This is a genomic window from Streptomyces sp. H51 (assembly GCF_035656535.1).
Lineage (GTDB): Bacteria > Actinomycetota > Actinomycetes > Streptomycetales > Streptomycetaceae > Streptomyces.
Window position 1 is genome coordinate 50,046 of record NZ_JAYMHD010000092.1, and the last position, 14,991, is coordinate 65,036.

General features: G+C 69.7%; 17 protein-coding genes and 3 pseudogenes. 6 read left to right on the forward strand and 14 right to left on the reverse strand.

The genetic code is table 11. The annotated features are described in order from the left end of the window. The first annotated feature begins 42 nt into the window (after positions 1 to 42). Positions 43 to 1,185, forward strand: a complete 1,143-nt coding sequence (locus tag VKA29_RS36775; protein WP_324790429.1) for a TniQ family protein — start codon at positions 43 to 45, stop codon at positions 1,183 to 1,185. On the opposite strand, the gene VKA29_RS36780 is transcribed toward VKA29_RS36775, so the two are convergent. Together VKA29_RS36780 and VKA29_RS36785 are read right to left on the reverse strand one after the other, a co-directional pair. Further along, entirely contained in the window at positions 1,143 to 2,015 is an 873-nt protein-coding gene (locus tag VKA29_RS36780; protein WP_324790430.1) for an IS3 family transposase, read from the reverse strand. The two genes, VKA29_RS36775 and VKA29_RS36780, sit on opposite strands and share 43 nt — an antisense overlap. Then, positions 2,012 to 2,320, reverse strand: coding sequence for a transposase (locus tag VKA29_RS36785; RefSeq protein WP_420718650.1), 309 nt, complete (start codon positions 2,318 to 2,320; stop codon positions 2,012 to 2,014). The genes VKA29_RS36780 and VKA29_RS36785 overlap by 4 nt, the downstream gene beginning before the upstream one ends. Positions 2,321 to 2,778: 458 nt before the next feature. Between VKA29_RS36785 and VKA29_RS36790 the strand changes: the two genes are divergently transcribed. Then, positions 2,779 to 3,651, forward strand: a complete 873-nt coding sequence (locus VKA29_RS36790) for an NAD(P)-dependent oxidoreductase (RefSeq protein ID WP_324790431.1) — start codon at positions 2,779 to 2,781, stop codon at positions 3,649 to 3,651. Positions 3,652 to 3,973: 322 nt separating this feature from the next. On the opposite strand, the gene VKA29_RS37110 is transcribed toward VKA29_RS36790, so the two are convergent. The 3 genes and pseudogenes from VKA29_RS37110 to VKA29_RS37115 all read right to left on the reverse strand — a co-directional run. Continuing rightward, positions 3,974 to 4,252 (reverse strand): ferredoxin, encoded by a 279-nt coding sequence (locus VKA29_RS37110; protein ID WP_420718651.1) that lies wholly within the window; start codon positions 4,250 to 4,252, stop codon positions 3,974 to 3,976. Further along, positions 4,249 to 4,521 carry a hypothetical protein gene (locus VKA29_RS36795; RefSeq protein WP_324790432.1) on the reverse strand — a complete coding sequence of 91 codons (273 nt, stop codon included), beginning with the start codon at positions 4,519 to 4,521 and terminating at the stop codon, positions 4,249 to 4,251. Before VKA29_RS36795 ends, VKA29_RS37110 begins: the two co-directional genes overlap by 4 nt. A gap of 74 nt (positions 4,522 to 4,595) precedes the next feature. Continuing rightward, a pseudogene (locus VKA29_RS37115) lies at positions 4,596 to 5,030 on the reverse strand (cytochrome P450); the annotation flags it as partial. Positions 5,031 to 5,072: 42 nt separating this feature from the next. Between VKA29_RS37115 and VKA29_RS36805 the strand changes: the two are divergent. Both VKA29_RS36805 and VKA29_RS36810 read left to right on the forward strand, forming a co-directional pair. Beyond that, positions 5,073 to 5,687 carry a TetR/AcrR family transcriptional regulator gene (locus tag VKA29_RS36805; RefSeq protein ID WP_324790443.1) on the forward strand — a complete coding sequence of 205 codons (615 nt, stop codon included), beginning with the start codon at positions 5,073 to 5,075 and terminating at the stop codon, positions 5,685 to 5,687. A 44-nt stretch (positions 5,688 to 5,731) separates the two neighbouring features. Beyond that, a protein-coding gene (locus VKA29_RS36810; RefSeq protein WP_420718652.1) for an IS5 family transposase occupies positions 5,732 to 6,561 on the forward strand; the annotation gives its coding sequence in 2 pieces (ribosomal slippage) (positions 5,732 to 6,071 and positions 6,071 to 6,561; 831 coding nt in all). A 151-nt stretch (positions 6,562 to 6,712) separates the two neighbouring features. Here VKA29_RS36810 and VKA29_RS36815 read toward each other — a convergent pair. The 5 genes and pseudogenes from VKA29_RS36815 to VKA29_RS36835 form a co-directional block, all read right to left on the reverse strand. Then, the gene (locus VKA29_RS36815) at positions 6,713 to 7,705 is read right to left on the reverse strand and encodes a hypothetical protein (RefSeq protein ID WP_324790434.1); all 993 of its coding nucleotides are present in this window, start codon (positions 7,703 to 7,705) and stop codon (positions 6,713 to 6,715) included. Next, entirely contained in the window at positions 7,702 to 8,277 is a 576-nt protein-coding gene (locus tag VKA29_RS36820) for a sigma-70 family RNA polymerase sigma factor (protein ID WP_324790435.1), read from the reverse strand. Before VKA29_RS36820 ends, VKA29_RS36815 begins: the two co-directional genes overlap by 4 nt. A 750-nt stretch (positions 8,278 to 9,027) precedes the next feature. Further along, positions 9,028 to 9,687, reverse strand: coding sequence for a hypothetical protein (locus VKA29_RS36825; RefSeq protein WP_324790436.1), 660 nt, complete (start codon positions 9,685 to 9,687; stop codon positions 9,028 to 9,030). Positions 9,688 to 9,965: 278 nt separating this feature from the next. Beyond that, entirely contained in the window at positions 9,966 to 10,691 is a 726-nt protein-coding gene (locus VKA29_RS36830) for an aldo/keto reductase (RefSeq protein ID WP_324790437.1), read from the reverse strand. A gap of 143 nt (positions 10,692 to 10,834) precedes the next feature. Then, positions 10,835 to 11,026 (reverse strand): annotated as a pseudogene (locus VKA29_RS36835) (hypothetical protein); the annotation flags it as partial. On the opposite strand from VKA29_RS36835, the pseudogene VKA29_RS36840 reads away from it, so the two are divergent. Beyond that, positions 10,986 to 11,207, forward strand: a pseudogene (locus VKA29_RS36840) (hypothetical protein); the annotation flags it as partial. The pseudogenes VKA29_RS36835 and VKA29_RS36840 sit on opposite strands and share 41 nt — an antisense overlap. Here the strand turns inward: VKA29_RS36840 and VKA29_RS36845 are convergent. From VKA29_RS36845 to VKA29_RS36860, 4 genes are all read right to left on the reverse strand, one after another. Continuing rightward, entirely contained in the window at positions 11,186 to 11,695 is a 510-nt protein-coding gene (locus VKA29_RS36845; RefSeq protein WP_324790438.1) for an SUKH-4 family immunity protein, read from the reverse strand. The pseudogene VKA29_RS36840 and the gene VKA29_RS36845 overlap by 22 nt on opposite strands. Positions 11,696 to 11,905: 210 nt before the next feature. Then, positions 11,906 to 12,091: a hypothetical protein gene (locus tag VKA29_RS36850; protein ID WP_324790439.1), complete on the reverse strand. Its 186-nt coding sequence runs from the start codon at positions 12,089 to 12,091 to the stop codon at positions 11,906 to 11,908. 689 nt (positions 12,092 to 12,780) lie between these two features. Beyond that, entirely contained in the window at positions 12,781 to 13,458 is a 678-nt protein-coding gene (locus tag VKA29_RS36855; protein ID WP_324790440.1) for a restriction endonuclease, read from the reverse strand. Further along, complete coding sequence (locus tag VKA29_RS36860; RefSeq protein ID WP_324790441.1) at positions 13,455 to 13,664, reverse strand: hypothetical protein; 210 nt, start codon at positions 13,662 to 13,664, stop codon at positions 13,455 to 13,457. Before VKA29_RS36860 ends, VKA29_RS36855 begins: the two co-directional genes overlap by 4 nt. Before the next feature lie 602 nt (positions 13,665 to 14,266). Between VKA29_RS36860 and VKA29_RS36865 the strand changes: the two genes are divergently transcribed. Then, a complete protein-coding gene (locus tag VKA29_RS36865) occupies positions 14,267 to 14,701 on the forward strand; it encodes a hypothetical protein (protein WP_324790442.1) in 435 nt (144 codons plus the stop codon). The last annotated feature ends 290 nt before the right edge of the window (positions 14,702 to 14,991 follow it).

The window sequence follows — 14,991 nt, forward strand, 5'->3', positions numbered from 1 at the left end:
CCGCGCGTGCACCGCTCCGTCCCGCGCCCCAGCATCTGGTGTGTGGCCCCCTTGCATTGGGAGACCACCACCTCGTACATCCAGCGCCTGGCACGCCGACATCACCTGACCACCGCGGAACTCCTCCACGCCCTCGGCATCCCCCGGCCCCAGGCGAACAAGGAATGCGCCCAACCGCACGGCCCCTACACCAGCATCGAGCTCTACCTCAACGCACCCAGCCGCCGCCTGATCGCAGCGTTCGCCGGCATCCCGGACGAACACCTCGCCCACGCGCTCCCCGAATGGAACCGCTACCGCGACAAACCCGACCCGCAGTCCGCCCGCGCCCGGCTCCGCCTGGCCTCTGCGCACGCCGTGACCGGCTGCCCCCGCTGCACGATCGCCCGCACCGGCGACCCCCACCCCGTCCCGCAGTACCTGCCCGACACCCGCCTCGTCTGCCGCCGCCACCACACCTGGATGCTCGGCCGCCACACCCTCGCCGGCATGCCGCTGCCCATCGAGCACGCCGACCTCACACGAACCCCCGAAATCCTCGCCGCCCACCGCATCCACATCCGGTTTCTCCGCCGCTGGGGCGCAGCCGCCGACCACGCCCTCACCCTGGCCATGAACCTCACCGAGAACTGGCGACGCGCCGCACCCTCAGAAGAACGCATCTGGCCCGCACGCGCCCGCCGCATCGGCAACAACAAGCGCGCCCGCCTCTGGTACGCCCTCGCCCGAGAAGCTGTCACCTACCCCGAGACCATCACCCTCGCCCGATTCTTCGCCCACCACCCCCGTGCGCTCCACGTCCTCGAACGCCCCGGGCACACCCACCCTCTCCACACCGCCGTCGCCTCCCTCCTGGGCCGGCCCTGGCTCGAAAACCCCGCCCTGTACCCGGACCGATTCGGCGACCGCATCAGCTACACACCCGGCCGCAACCCCCGCGCCCGCGAGCGATGGCCCTACCGGCACAGCCCCTACGCCCCAGGCCCCACCGAACTCACCGAACTCGGCTACCAACCACCCCCTCAGCAGCCCTCATCACACATCCAGGCACGCCGAAAGGACAGGAAGGGAAGCCGGAAGTCAGCGCCCAGGACAGGCACTGTGAGCGTGTTCCGCTTTGACGGACACCATTGGTGTGGTGGTCAGGCTGCGAGGGCGGTCTCGTATTCGGCGGGACTGCGATAGCCGAGGCTGCTGTGCAGACGGTGCAAGTTGTACCAGCCCTCGATGAAGTCGAAGATCGCGGTGCGGGCGGCGGCCCGGCTGCGCCAGGAGGTGACGCTGAGCAGCTCCCTCTTGATGGTGGCGAAGAACGACTCGGCGAGTGCATTGTCCCAGCACTGTCCGGTGCGGCCGACTGACAGACGCACCCCCAACTGGTCTGCCAGCACGGCGAATTGCTGGCTGGTGTACTGACAGCCACGATCCGAGTGAAAGATCACCGGACCGGTGGGGCGGCGCTTGCGGCAGGCGGCCGTGAGGGCATCGGCGACCAGATCGGTTCGCAGGTGGTCGGCCGTCGCCCAGCCGACCACGCGACGGGAGGCGATGTCGATGACGGTGGCCAGATAGAGCCAGCCCTCTTCCGTCGCGACGTAGGTGATGTCGCCGCACCAGCGGGCATCCAGGCCGGCGGGGTCGGGCTGGAAGTCCCGGACGACGAGATCGGGCCGCAGGGCAGCTCGTGGATCGGGGACCGTCGTCTGGTGCCGACGTCTGCGGTGTCGGCCCCGCAGTCCGGCAGCCCGCATCAGCCGCGCGACACGCTGGCGGCCGCATCCGGCGCCTGCCCGCTTGAGCACGGCATGGACGCGCGGGGCGCCGTAGGTTCCCGGCGATCTCGTGTGGACGTCGGCGATCTGTTCCGTCAGCTCGGCGTCACGGACCGCGCGGGGACCGGGCTCGGCAGCGCGGCGGGCATAGAAGGCGGTCCGGGAGACCTTCAGCAGCTCACACGCTCGTTTGACGCTGTGACCTGCACGCTTCTCCGCCTCGATGAACGGGTGCACCGTCACCGGGTCTCCTTCGCGAAGAAAGCCGTGGCCCGCTTGAGGATGTCGACGTCCTCCCGCAGCCGACGGTTCTCCCGCCGCAGTGCGGCCAGTTCCTCGCGTTCGCTGCTGGTCAGGCCGTCCCGCTCGCCCGCATCGACCTCGGCCTGCTTCACCCAGTCCCGCACCGCGGTCTCGGTCAGATCGAAGTCCTTGGCGATCTGACCGACCGAGCGGTCACCGCGTCGGCACAGCTCGACGATCTCCGCCTTGAACTCCGGCGTGAACGTGCGACGAGGGCGAGGCTTCTTCTTCCCCATGCTCTCCATGATGGACATCCTCCCGGGGTTGAACCCCTGATCTCGGATGTCCGCCAAAGCGGATCAAGCCCACTGAGCCTCCCCTTCCCACTACCTGGCTCGACACCAACCCCACCCCATAGCCATCACATACCGGTGGCCAACAAAACTGCGCACTGCTCAACCAACCTGCGCAGCACACAGCGACAACCAGGAAACCCCAGGTCACCCGTGTAAGGCGTTCGCGTACGACTCAGAACGAATGAGCAACACCGACCCGAACACGACCACTCATTCCGCGAAGCCCCAGGTCAGAAATCCACCTTCTACTCAGATCCACCGGCCGACGACACCTTCTGCGCGAACCGGCTACCTCCGTGCGCCCCCGAGAACTAAATAGAGCGTTCGCCCTAGAACTGTGCTACGTTTTCCCGCGCCGCTAGAGCGCTCGTTCCAGTAGCCAGCAGACCAACGGAGGTTCTCCGACCATGAGCAGCAACCAGTCCGTCACCGTCATCGGGCTCGGGCCCATGGGACAGGCGATGGCCGACGCCTTCCTCGACAACGGACACGAGGTCACCCTCTGGAACCGCACCGCTTCCCGGGCCGACGCCCTGGTGGCCCGTGGCGCCGTTCTGGCCAAGAGCGTCGAGGACGCCGTTCAGGCCAACGAGCTGGTGGTCCTCAGCTTGACCGACTACGACGCCATGTACGCCGTCCTGGAGCCGGCGGCCGACGTGCTGAAGGGCCACGTGTTCGTGAACCTCAGCTCCGACACCCCGGAGAAGACGCGGGCCGGCTCCCGCTGGGTCACCGAGCGCGGCGGCGCGCACCTCACCGGCGGGGTGACGGTTCCGCCGGCGGGCATCGGCAAGCCCGAGTCGAAGACCTTCTACAGCGGCCCCCGTGCCGCGTTCGACCGGCACCGCGGCAGCCTGGAGGTGCTCACCGGCACCGACTTCCGCGGCGAGGAGCCGGGGCTCGCGGCCCTCATGTACCAGATCGGCATGGCCATGTTCTGGCCGTCCATGCTCAGCTACTGGCAGGCGATCGCCCTGGCCGAGGCGAACGGGCTGAAGGCGGCGGACATCCTGTCCCACGCCAACGACACGATGCTCGCCATGCCGCACTTCCTCGGCTTCTACGCCGGGCGCATCGACGCCGGCAACCACGAGGGCGACGTGGACCGGCTGGCGATGGGCCTGGCGAGCGTCGAGCACGTCAAGCACACCATCGGGGACGCCGGTGTGGACACCTCGTTCCAGTCCGCGGTGGTGGACCTGTTCCGCCGCGCGATGGACGCCGGACACGCGGCCGACAGCTTCTCCAGCATCGTGGAGCTGCTGAGGAAGCCCGCGTGAGGTCCCAGGCACCCGCCTGACATCCGCGGTAAAGGGCCCTTCTGGCCCGGGCGCCGGCGCTTTGGCCGTCGCCCGGGCCAGGAGGGCTCCGGCGTTGCCCGAGGACGGCGAACGGCCGTCGCGGAAGGCCCCGTCGGTGCCGAGGGGTGACCGGCGGGCCTCGCGGAGCCGGCGGAGGCGCGGTGGGTGACGAACGGACATCCGGTGGAGGCCTGCCGGGCCTGCCGGGGGACGCGCAAGGGCGCCGTACGCGTCGCCGTGACGTGCCGGCGGTGCGTACGGCGCCCCTCGCGGCGCGCGGAGCCGTGCAGCTACGGCACCCTCACCTCCCGCTGCCGGACGCGTCGGCCCGGGCGAGCCGGACCGCTTCCGTCGGACAGACGTCCAGTACGCCGGTCGCGGCCTCGATGTCCTGAGGGCCCGTCAGTTCCGTTCGGCTCACCACCGCGTGACCCTCGGGTCCGACCCGGAACAGTTCCGGGTGCATCGCCTCGCAGGTTCCCGCGCCGGTGCACACCGTCGCGCCGGTCGACAGGAGCAGGGGCCCGCCCCGCCCGTCGGTCCCGGGCGGACCGGACACGTCCGGCCCCGGCCCGCTCACAGCTCCACCGGCAGGGACGGCAGGCTGCGCAGCAGCCAGTTCTCCTCGAAGAGGATCTCCTCGCGGGGCACCGCCAGGCGCATCCTGGGGAACCGCTCCAGCAGCGCCGGGACCGCGACACCGGTCTCCAGGCGGGCCAGCGCCGCGCCCATGCAGTTGTGCAGCCCGTGGCCCAGGGCCCGGTGCCGCTGCCCGGTGCGGGTGATGTCCAGGCTCCGGGGATCGGCGTACTTCTCCGGGTCGTTGTTGGCCGACTGAAGGCCCGCCACGACCCACGACGGGGGGTCCCGGCGGGTATCGGCACTCCCCCGATCTCCAGGTCCTCCTTCGCCGGCCGGAACAGGCCGACGCAAAAGGCGCCGTCGTAGCGCAGGAACTCCTCGACCGCCGTAGGCGTGTGCTCGGGGCGCTCACGCAGCAGGCGCAGCTGGTCGGGGTGGTCCAGCAGGGCGAGGACCGCCGAGCCGATCAGATTGCGGGTGGTGTCGGTCCCCGCCATGATCATCACGGCCACCAGCGAGACCAGCTCGTCCTCCGTCAGCTGGTCCTCCCCGTCCCTGGCGTGGACGAAGCGGGAGGTGAGGTCGTCGCCGGGGCTGCGGCGCTTCTCGACGATCAGCTCACGGCCGTAGTCCACGAGTTCCTCGAACGCGGCGGCTACCACGGCCTCGTGGCCGGGGTTGTCGGGGCCGGCGTGGAACGCGCGCTCGATGGCGTCGAGCCGTGCCGGAGCTTCCGGGCGGCGCGGTTGCCGGCCGTCCGGAAGCTCCCCTTCCACGACTGAAAAGAACGCTCTACTGTTAGCATGGGGAAGGTGAAGATGAAGCCACCGGACGACCCCAATCGATCGGCAGCCGCCCCGGAGCCCGTGCCCGCGACACGCGAGCGCATCATCCGGGCGGCGTCACGGCTCATGCAGCGACAGGGCTACGACGGCACGGGCATCAAGCAGATCTCGCAGGAGGCCCAGGCCACCCTCGGCTCTGTCTATCACTTCTTCCCGGGCGGCAAGCAGGAGCTTGCTCTCGCGGCCATCAGCCGCGGGGACCAGGAATTCGTGGAGCAGCTACGGGCGGCACTGTACAGCGACCCGGATCCGGCCCGCGCGATCGTGGTGCTCTGCCGGAGCCTGGCCGACAGCCTGCGGCTGTCGGACTGGCTCGACGGCTGTCCGATCACGACCACCGCCCTGGGCACCGTCGGCCGCCTGCCCGACATCCAGTCGGCCGCGGCGGACACCTTCGCCCGCTGGCGCGGCGTGGTGTTCGACCGGCTGCTGGAGTCCGGTATCCGTGAGAGCGACGCCCGCGACCTCGCGCACACGGTGATCAGCACGCTGGAAGGTGCCGAACTGGCTGCCCAGGTCTCCCGCAGCAGCCGGCCGCTGGAGGTGGCCGGAATCCATCTGTCCCGGCTGATCACCTCGTACCGCTAGGGTCTGTCGTCAAATGATCTTCGGTCGGGGATCATGGTCGGGTGATACGTCGCCATGAACTGTCGGATGCCGAGTGGGAGTTCGTCCGGCCGCTGCTGCCCGAGTCGCTGCGGGGCAGGAAACGGTTGGACGACCGCACGGTGCTCAACGGGATCGTGTGGAAGTTCCGTACCGGGACTGCCTGGCGGGACGTGCCCGAGCGGTACGGCTCCTGGGCCACGCTGCACACCCGCTTCCGCCGGTGGGCCAAGGACGGCACCTTCGAGCGCATGCTCCGGGCCGCCCAGGCCAGGGCCGACGCAGCCGGGGACATCGAGTGGCTCGTGTCGGTCGACTCCACGATCGTCCGGGCCCACCAGCACGCCGCCGGAGCGCGAAAAGGGGGCTCCGCAGCCCGGGACTCGGCCGGTCCAGAGGCGGCCTGACCAGCAAGATCCACCTGGCCTGCGACGCTGTGGGGCGACCGCTCGCCTTCACCGTCACCGGCGGGAACACCAACGACTGCACGCAGTTCACCGCCGTGATGAAGGCGATCCGGGTGCCCCGGCCGGGGCCGGGACGACCCCGGGTCCGCCCCGACCACGTCATCGGCGACAAGGGCTACAGCTCCAAAGCCATACGCAGCTGGCTGCGACGGCGGAACATCCCACACACCATCCCGGAACGGTCCGACCAGATCCGCGACCGGCACCGGCGCGGCAGCCGTGGCGGACGCCCGCCGGCCTTCGACCAGCAGGTCTACAAACGGCGCAACGTCGTCGAGCGGTGCTTCAACCGCCTCAAGCAGTGGCGCGGCATCGCCACCCGCTACGACAAGACCGCCGAGTCCTACCAAGCAGCCGTCACCCTCGCAGCCCTGCTGATGTGGGCGTGACATTTGACGACAACTCCTAGTCGGCGCGGGCCCCAGCAGGAGAGCATGCGCCTCGGGCTGTCGGCACCTGGACCAGGACACAACGGCGCCGCGCGTGGACAGAGCCTGCGTGTCCGTGCAGTGAGGGCCGTTGCAGGAATGTCCCGGCGTGCTATGCCTCGGCGTGGACCACGGAGTTGGATCCTTCTGCGGCGACGACCTTGATTCCCTCCTCTTCGTTGCAGAGCAGGGAGGCGCGGCGTACGCGGGGTTCCCAGGGTGGCGGCCACAAGGTGGTGTCGTCCCAGAGGATTCCTTCCAGCAGCAGTCCGTCCAGTTGGACGTTGGTGAGGTCGGCGCCGACGAAGTCGTTGCTGGCCCGTTCGACTTCTGCGACGGCCCGTGCCAGTGCGTCGGCCTCCTCACAGCCGCGGGCGAGATCGTCTACTAGGTCCTGCGCGACCGTGCTGACGCCGAACAGAGAGGAGCGGTCTGCGGTATCGAGGGTGGCGATGGTGGGGGCCAGTTCTTCCTCCAATAGTTCCCTGATGCTGTGCAGTTCGCCGACCAGCCGCTCGGCCGGGTCGGCGAGGGCTGCCTCGATGGCGCCGAGGTAGTCCAGGGGGGCGAAGGCGGCTGTGTGAGGTTCTGGTAGCTGGGACAGCGCCTCCAGGTGGGAGCGGAGTTTGTCCAGTACGGCGTCGGCGTAGCCGAGGGGGTGTGTCGTGTCGTGCGGAAGGTCTCCCAGGTCCTGGACGGTGAGTATCGCGTCACGCATGGTGGCGGCCAGGTCGCACGGCCAGTAGCGGCGCACCAGGCGCAGCGCCTCCTGGCGGTGTTTGACCCGGATGGCTGCGGGGCGTCGCGAGAGGGCTCCTCGTGCGGTGAGATGGGGGGAAAGTGCGGCGCTGCGGCGCGTCAGTGCGTCGCAGGCGTCTCGGGACAGGCGGCGGTCGACGCCGGTCCCCAGGGTGCGGTGGGTTGCCGCGAGGAGGCGGTCCAGGGCGAGGTCTGGGGTACGGAGTTCGGGGGGGCCGCCTTGAGCGTTGATGCGGTCGTTGACGGCGGTGCCGAGCCGGTCGCGGGTGGCTTTCAGCAGGGTGTCGAGACCGTCCTCGTGGTGACGGCTGGTCTCGTCTGCTGCGCGGGACTCGCTGCTTGTCATTCTTTCCCCCTCTCGTTGACGAAGCGTCCTTCCAGGCACAGGCCTTGCTTCAATGCGACGCGTGCACGGGTGAGGTTCTGGCGGACGGCTGCCGGGGTGGTGCCCATGGCGCGTGCGCTTTCTTCGGTGGTGAAGCCGTCCAGGTGCCAGGCCATGGCAGCGCGTTGTTTCGCTGGTAGCTGGAGCAGCAAGGAGATGACCTGGCGTTCTTCCTCTCCGAGTTCGGCTGCGTGGGCTGGAGTCTGCCAGCGCAGGCTCAGTTGTGGTTCGGGCAGCTCCGCGCAGGTTTCTTCGAGTTTGATCTGCTGGCTCACCCAGGATCGCCAGGCAACGGTGCGCAGCCAGGCTCGGGGGTGGGTGATGGCAACGCGTGGGGCGCACATCTGGGTAAAAGCGTCCTGGGCGGCGTCTTGAGCCTCGCTCCAGGAGGCCCCGTGCAGGAGGAGGAAGCGGACCAGTGCCGGGTACTGCTCGTCATGCAGCGCTCCTGCCAACTGGATACCCGGCTGGGGCTCCGTGACCGTCTCCAGAGGTTCGGCCAGGTTGATGTCAGTACTGAGGGCGTCCTCCACGGCCGTCACCCCCGCTCCGGCCGGCTGGTCCCGGCTTGAGGCGGCGGCCGCGGCGGGCAGCCGGCCCTTGCCCGGTCAGGCAGCGCACCCGGTCGGTCCGTGCCGCCTCGGTGATGAGGGCTATCTCCACCGAAGCAGTCATCCGCCGCTGGGCGATCTTCACTACGGCGTTCACGACGCTGACGGCCACAGTTACCACCGCTCCGGCAATCACAGGCTCCATGCCACACCCTTTCCATGGGAGATGCGCTTCAGTCGGTCCTCGCGCACCACAACAGTGCATTTTTTCCCAGGAGTTGTGACATCCGGCTGGTCACGGGGCTGTCAGCCGAGGCGACGCGGCACAGCGGGCACACGTGCCGACAGCGCCCGCTTCGTCCGCAGCGGCAGAGGCAGAGGCAGAGGCAGCGGCAGAGGCAGAGGCAGAGTCCGGATATTGTCGGGGCCATCGCAGAGGATGAAGTGCACCCCGGCGGAACGGGAAGCAATCGCTGAACACGCTGTCGCCTTGATCCTGTCGACAGGCGCCTGCGTCCATCTGCGGCCAGACCTCGACCCTGAGCGGCGCTGACCACCTCCGGCTCAACAACGAGGCCGAAGCGCGCATGGTGTGCGAACACTGCCCCAGCACGATCCACTTCGGGCCGCTGGCGGCTGACCTCCGCGACCATGACGACCCGCACTCGACGACGGCATGCTCAACAGGCTCAGCTGGTACCACACCAGTGACGGCATGCCGGGTACGGCAGGTCAGCGGCGGCGGAGTTCCTCAGCCCAGTTCCGGAGTCGGTCCTCGAGGACCAGGTTGTCGCTGCGAGCCACGGTCTGCAGCAGTTGGGCACACACGGTCGCTTCGGCGGCGAGGCCGGCGGGTCTGCCCAACACCGGGAAGACGGCGCGGACGCGGGCGGCGGTGTCCGGCTCGAGCAGCGTGTAGGCGTAGAGAGTGGCGGCGTCGAACCCCTCCGGCGCGCGACCCCACCCTTCCCGGCCCAAAATCCGCACGGGCGACGCGGTGAGGTTCGCCCAGTGCACGTCGGCGTGGGCGGTGGCCCAGCAGATGCCGGCGGGGGCCGGGATGCCAACGAACTCGGGAACCGCCCGGTCCATGTACTGCTGTCGTACGGCGACACGGTTGGTGTCGACAGCCGACACCTTCTCCAGCGTCCCGGCGAGCTCCTGCCACCTGGATTCCGGCAGACGGAGGTCGTGCTGGAGGATCGGGGCGTCGGACAGGACCGGCTGATCGACGCGCGCCGACAGCTCCGCCCGGTAGGCGGTGCCGTCGTCGACGGCGTCGTGGACGGCCAGGAGCGCGGGCCGGTGGCCGTCGAGGTCGCCGAAGGCGTGCTGGGCGTCAAGGGCGCCGTCCCACAGCTTCCCCGACGCCTTGTCCTCCGGCGCGGACACCAGCCGCAGCCACGCCGCTTGTCGGCTGCGGTGCGGGCCGGGGCGCCCAGGGTGCGCCCGGCCCATCCCCAGAACTCCCCGCCTCGCTCGGTCTGCACGTCCAGGGCCTTCGCGGCGCGGGCGTGGTGGGCGCGCATGCGGCGCTCGGTGTCCGGGTCAGGCGGAGGCGAGTACACCAGCCATCTCCCGCAACTGGACGGCGTTCAGGGAGGGTTGGGCGACGGCGTCGGCCGCCTGTCTCCAGTGTGGCGTACTCGAGGCCGCGATGAGGACTTCCGTCACTCCTGGGCATGACGCGACCGTAAGGAAGCACGCCTGTGCGGGGTCAGGCCGGGCCGGATGAGGTCGGCGAGCTCCTGGTCGACCATGCCGGGCAGCTCGCCGCCGTGCAGCGGCGCGGACGCCAACACCCGCAGCCCCGCACCGGTGGCGGCCGCGAGCGGGCCCTGGCCGTGAAGGGCCTGGACGATGGGCGTCATCACCAGGCTGACAGGCAGCTGGACCGCGGCCAGGTGGTGCGTCGTCCCGCCGGCGGCGTCGGCGGCCAGGGCGAGCAGCTCCCCCACCGTGAACACCTCTTCCTCCAGGCCCGCCCACGTGGCGACGCCGTACCCGGCCACATGCCCGGCCGCCGCGGCTTCCTCGAGGACGGCGAAGGCGTCCCGGATCGCGTGGTGCAGGACGGGGCGGTCGCCGGAGCGGGCGCACTCGGGGCTGTGGAGCAGGACCAGGCCCAGCCGGTCGCGCCCGAGTTGCTCGCGGTTTCGGGCGGTCTGCCAGCGCACGTAGTCCGGGGCGAGGCTGTGCCCGGCCAGAGCCTGGTCCTCGGTGAGGGCACCGGCGTTCACGGCTTCGGCACCGGTGGCCGCCGTGAAGTAGCCGGCCTGCGTGGAGACCCGCAGCGACGGGTGGGCGGCGAGGGCCGGAGCAAGCAGAGTCTGCGCGCGCCCGGTGGTGTAGTTGGGGGCTGTGCCGATCCACTGCGCGCCGGGGGGCGGCCGCACGGGCAGCCCTCCGGGATCGCCCGGCACCGGTAGGTGCCCAGAGCGCGTCGTGCCGTCACAGCAGGCTCCCCACCGGCCGTCGCGGCCTGCCCGGCAACGAGCTCCTGGACCAGCCCGGCGATGTCCGCCAGGGGGAGGCCGGCTGTTTCCGCGAGCGTGGCCAGGTCCACGGTCCGACCGTCGACCAGCGGGCGCAGCACCGCCTCAGCGGCCGCAGCGAACTCGGACACGCTCCCGGCGGCGGGCAGTGTCACCACGTTCTCCCCCGTCTCCATGACGGCGCGGGCGGTCTGCCTGCCGGCCCATGCGCCTGAGCTCAACCCGCAGGAGGGCATGTGGCCGCTGGTCAAACGCGATGTCGGCAACCTCGCCGCCACGGACCTCGGTCAGATCACCCAGGCCGTGAAGCGTCGGCTCAAGCGGCTTCAGTACCGCCCACTGGTCGACGGCTGCCTGGCAGCCACGGGCCTGATGCCGGAAGCAGCCGAGGCGTCTCAATCCCGCCAGTTCGCGTAATCGCCCATCTCTACGTCGTCGCACAGGGTCTCCCAGAACCCGTTGTGGGCAAGTGCGGTGTCATCAAGGGTGGTGACGAGCTCGCGCAGTTCGTCCGCCGCCGCCTGGAAGCCGTCCTCCTCGCCTTCCTCATAGAACGGGAAGCGGGCGATCGTGGCTGCGACGCACTCGTGGAAGAGTGCAAGGTCCCTGTTCACGTAGTTGGCGGTTGCGGACTCGGGTGTGGGGATGTGCACAACGCGACGCGACGCCACGTCGATGCCGAGCCGTCCGAACAGGCTGCTGGTCCCGAAGACGACCAACCCGCTCTCACCGGTCCCGTCCAGGAGCCCCGCCTCGCCAAGCGGTTGGTACTCGTAACCGATCAGCCCCGCCGGGATGCCCTTCTGCCGTAGATCACTGCCGATCTCGTCGGGCACGTCTGCTGAGCAGCCGATACGGACGACGGCGTACTGGGGCAACGGCAATGGCGGCAGATCCCGGATCACGCGGACATCATCCTCGCGCTCCGGCCGCCAGGAAAGCCGTGAGCCGGGTCTGTCGCTGCCAACCGGCAAGCCCCGACATCACGCATTCAAGTTCAGTAGAGGTCACCGGTCCCACAGCCGCCCAGCGGGAACTTTCCACTCCGAGCATCTCGGTACGCTGCTCCGCACACGTCCGCCAATGCACTTGAACGGCGGTGTGAACAAGGGGAGTTACATGACGCGTTGGACAAGTCTCTTGCCGCTCGGCGGCAGGGCCAGGAAGGTGGCCATGGCCCTGACGACCGTGGTCAGGGCATGTGCGTTGGTCGCCGGGTATCGCTGGTGGTCGGCCCAGCAGCGGGGTGTTCTGGCGGTCGTGGTGAAGGAACTGCCGAGCGGGGCCGCGGCCGATGTCACGGTTCGTGGTCCCGGCGGCTTTCAAGGTCATCTGACGGCGAGTCGGACGTTCCATGGCGTACCGGCAGGGCGGTACACGCTCGGTGTCGGCCCCGTTCGGGGTGCCGACGCCGACGTATACCCGACGCACCAGACATGGAGCCGATCAACGAAGGAGAGCTCTACCCCTCCCCAGCTCGCGGCGGGGCTCGACTTCCTCATGGAGCGGCTGCGGAACTGGCCTGCAAAAGACGAGCCTGCTGGACTTTACCGAGACGTGCCGCAACGGCGGCCTGCCTCCCGCCACCCTCGCCATCCTCGACCTCATCCGTATGGCCTCCGCCGGCCCGGTGCCGCGCGCTGTCTGATTGCAGGCCCACGACGACGCGCCGCCCGTCCTCGACCCGCTTGTGGCACGACGCTCCGGCGCCGACGCCAGTGACCTGTGGGTATGGCCGTGCACGCCGCGACACTCAACGGTGCCCTGCACGCGGCGGCGGAGGACTTCGCCCGCAGGTACAGGGACGACCGGAAGCGTCGGACGGCGAACTGGCCGCCTGCCTCGACGCCGCCCTGCGCGCGGCGCCCCGAGCCGGCCTGGCCGGTGCCGGACCGCCGAAGACCTGCCCTGCTGAAACTGCGCCCAGGCCCCGGGCGGCCGCCGGTTCACACTGCCCTTGGCTGTTGGCACGGGCTGGGACGGCCGCCGGTCAGGCAGCCCGCCCGAACCGGCTGCTGCGAGAGCGGGCAGGCAGCTTGAGGAGTTCGTGCAGCGCGGTCCCGTCCTCGGCCCAGCGCCGCAGCTTCTCCCGGTCGACCCAGCAGACCGTGTGCCGGTCTCCCCACGTCATGGCATCGCGCGTGAGCAATCCGTTGGTGACGACCACCGCATGATCCGCCCTGTGGGCAGGGCCGGCCGTCCCTTTCACGGCGTACATCACTGACGAGCCGACCTTCCCGCCGACACGTGTGTGCTTGGCCTGTACGACGATCCGTCCGAGGACGGCACGGTCACCGATGACATCGGCGGCCTGGTCCCCACCGCCGCCCACCCTCCGGGCCGTCCATCCGTCACGGACAAGCAAGTCCCTCAGCGCATGCTCGAAACGCCGGTCGTCCATGGCGTCGAACTCGGCGAGCGTGATCCGCAAGGCGGCCCGACGCGCCTCATCCCGGCGCCGACCAGCCGCAACTCGTCTGGCCCGCCACACCGCAGCAACTACGGCCAGCGCTGCGAGCGTCAGCAGGGCCGGCCATGCATCAGCCAGTGCGCCGACCACCACGGTGACCGCCCGGGCGGCCATCGACAGCGCGGCCAGCGCCACGACGGCCGCCGATGCGACCTCCACCGGCCCTCGGGGGCGCCGCACACGCCATCCGGCTCTCATCGGCCGGCCGATACGCTGACCGCCGGATTCGGCTCCGCCGGAGTATCGGGCGTGGCCGCTTCGAAGCCGAACACCTGCCCCCACAGCCAGGCCCCCGCCAGCAGCCCGGCGATCATCCAACCGCTCATCCGCTTGGCACTCCCGGACTTCGGGTTGCGGCGGATGTGCCCGCGCACGTAGTGGAATCCCTCCGGTGCCTTCGCCATGCTTCCCCTCCCGTCGGCGGCCGCCGAGTGCGGCCCGTCTCCAGGAATCGGTGTAGCAGCGGGCACTGACAGCGCCCGGCGGCAGCCTGACCAGGCAGGACCCCATTCAGTCACGGCCACCCGACGAGACAGGAAACGTGCAAGGCCGACGGCCTTCAAGGCGCTGACCTCGCTGTATGCAGTCATGGATCCGCAGTACCGGACGACCCGAACCTGGGTCGTATCCCGCGGAGTGCCCATCGCGGACGCTGTCACCTGCGGCAACAGCCGCTCACACGCCAGACGGTGTCCGGGCCGGAAACGGCGAGATAAAGCGGGGCGCAAGCCTTGTGCTGCCGTACGCCGGAGCCGCCCCGGCAGCGACCGCGCATCGACGCAGCCTTGTGCGCCGGTCGCGCACGGAGGCAGACGCGAAGGCCACTCGGTCACCGCACCCTGTTGGCGGACGGCAGCGAAGGGGGCCGTCCAAGAGACCCCGACCCGCCCTCCCCGGACGCTCCGCCCGCGCCCGTGAGCTGGGCGGGGCGGAGTGCTCCTCGCTCCATGACGATGCAACACGTGAAACGCTTCCGGCATCGATCAACCCACCGCAGGAGCCGCGAATGTCCAGAACCGCCGACATCGATCTCGTGTTCGCACGTGCCGTCACCGTGGGCGCCGTGGTGCGATCTCTGGCCGGTGAGGGGTGGTCGCTGCAGGAACCGCTTGGTATCTCCTACGTGGTCAACAACGACGACCTGTTCGACTGGCAGTCGACTTCGACCGACCAGGCAGCTGAGGTCCTGACCCTGGTCGATTCACCGGCCAACGTCGACCACCACGTCGGTGTCTGCATCTACCACTCAGCTGCGGAAACCGGTGGCCAACTACTTTTTCGTGCTGGCCGGTCGCACTGTTCCTTCATCCCGACGATCGACCGGCGGAGCCTCTCCGGAGCACCAGCCCTCACGGACATGGCCTGGTATCTGCACGCGCTGGTGCCGCCCCTGCTTGCCCTGGGGCTGGCCAGCTACGAAGCGAGAGACCTCGCTGACTGAGACTCGTTCGTCAGCAGCTCTGGAGCGGATGGAGGCTCCGGCTCAGGTGCCTGCCGTTCTCAGGAGCATCGACCCCGCCCTGATCCAACCGCCTCCCGAAGCGGTGAACAACTGCTGTCCAAAGTCGGGTTCTGGTCCACTTCTTGTGGTGTGGTGACGGGTTGTCACGAGGCAGGGGCGTGGTGGTTCACCGTCGCGGTGACAGGCCATGGTGCCCGAAGCTTCGCAGTGGCTCCCGAGGGGGATGGGGAGCAGGGCTGGGCGCACCGGACCCGTGTTTTGAGGGTGGG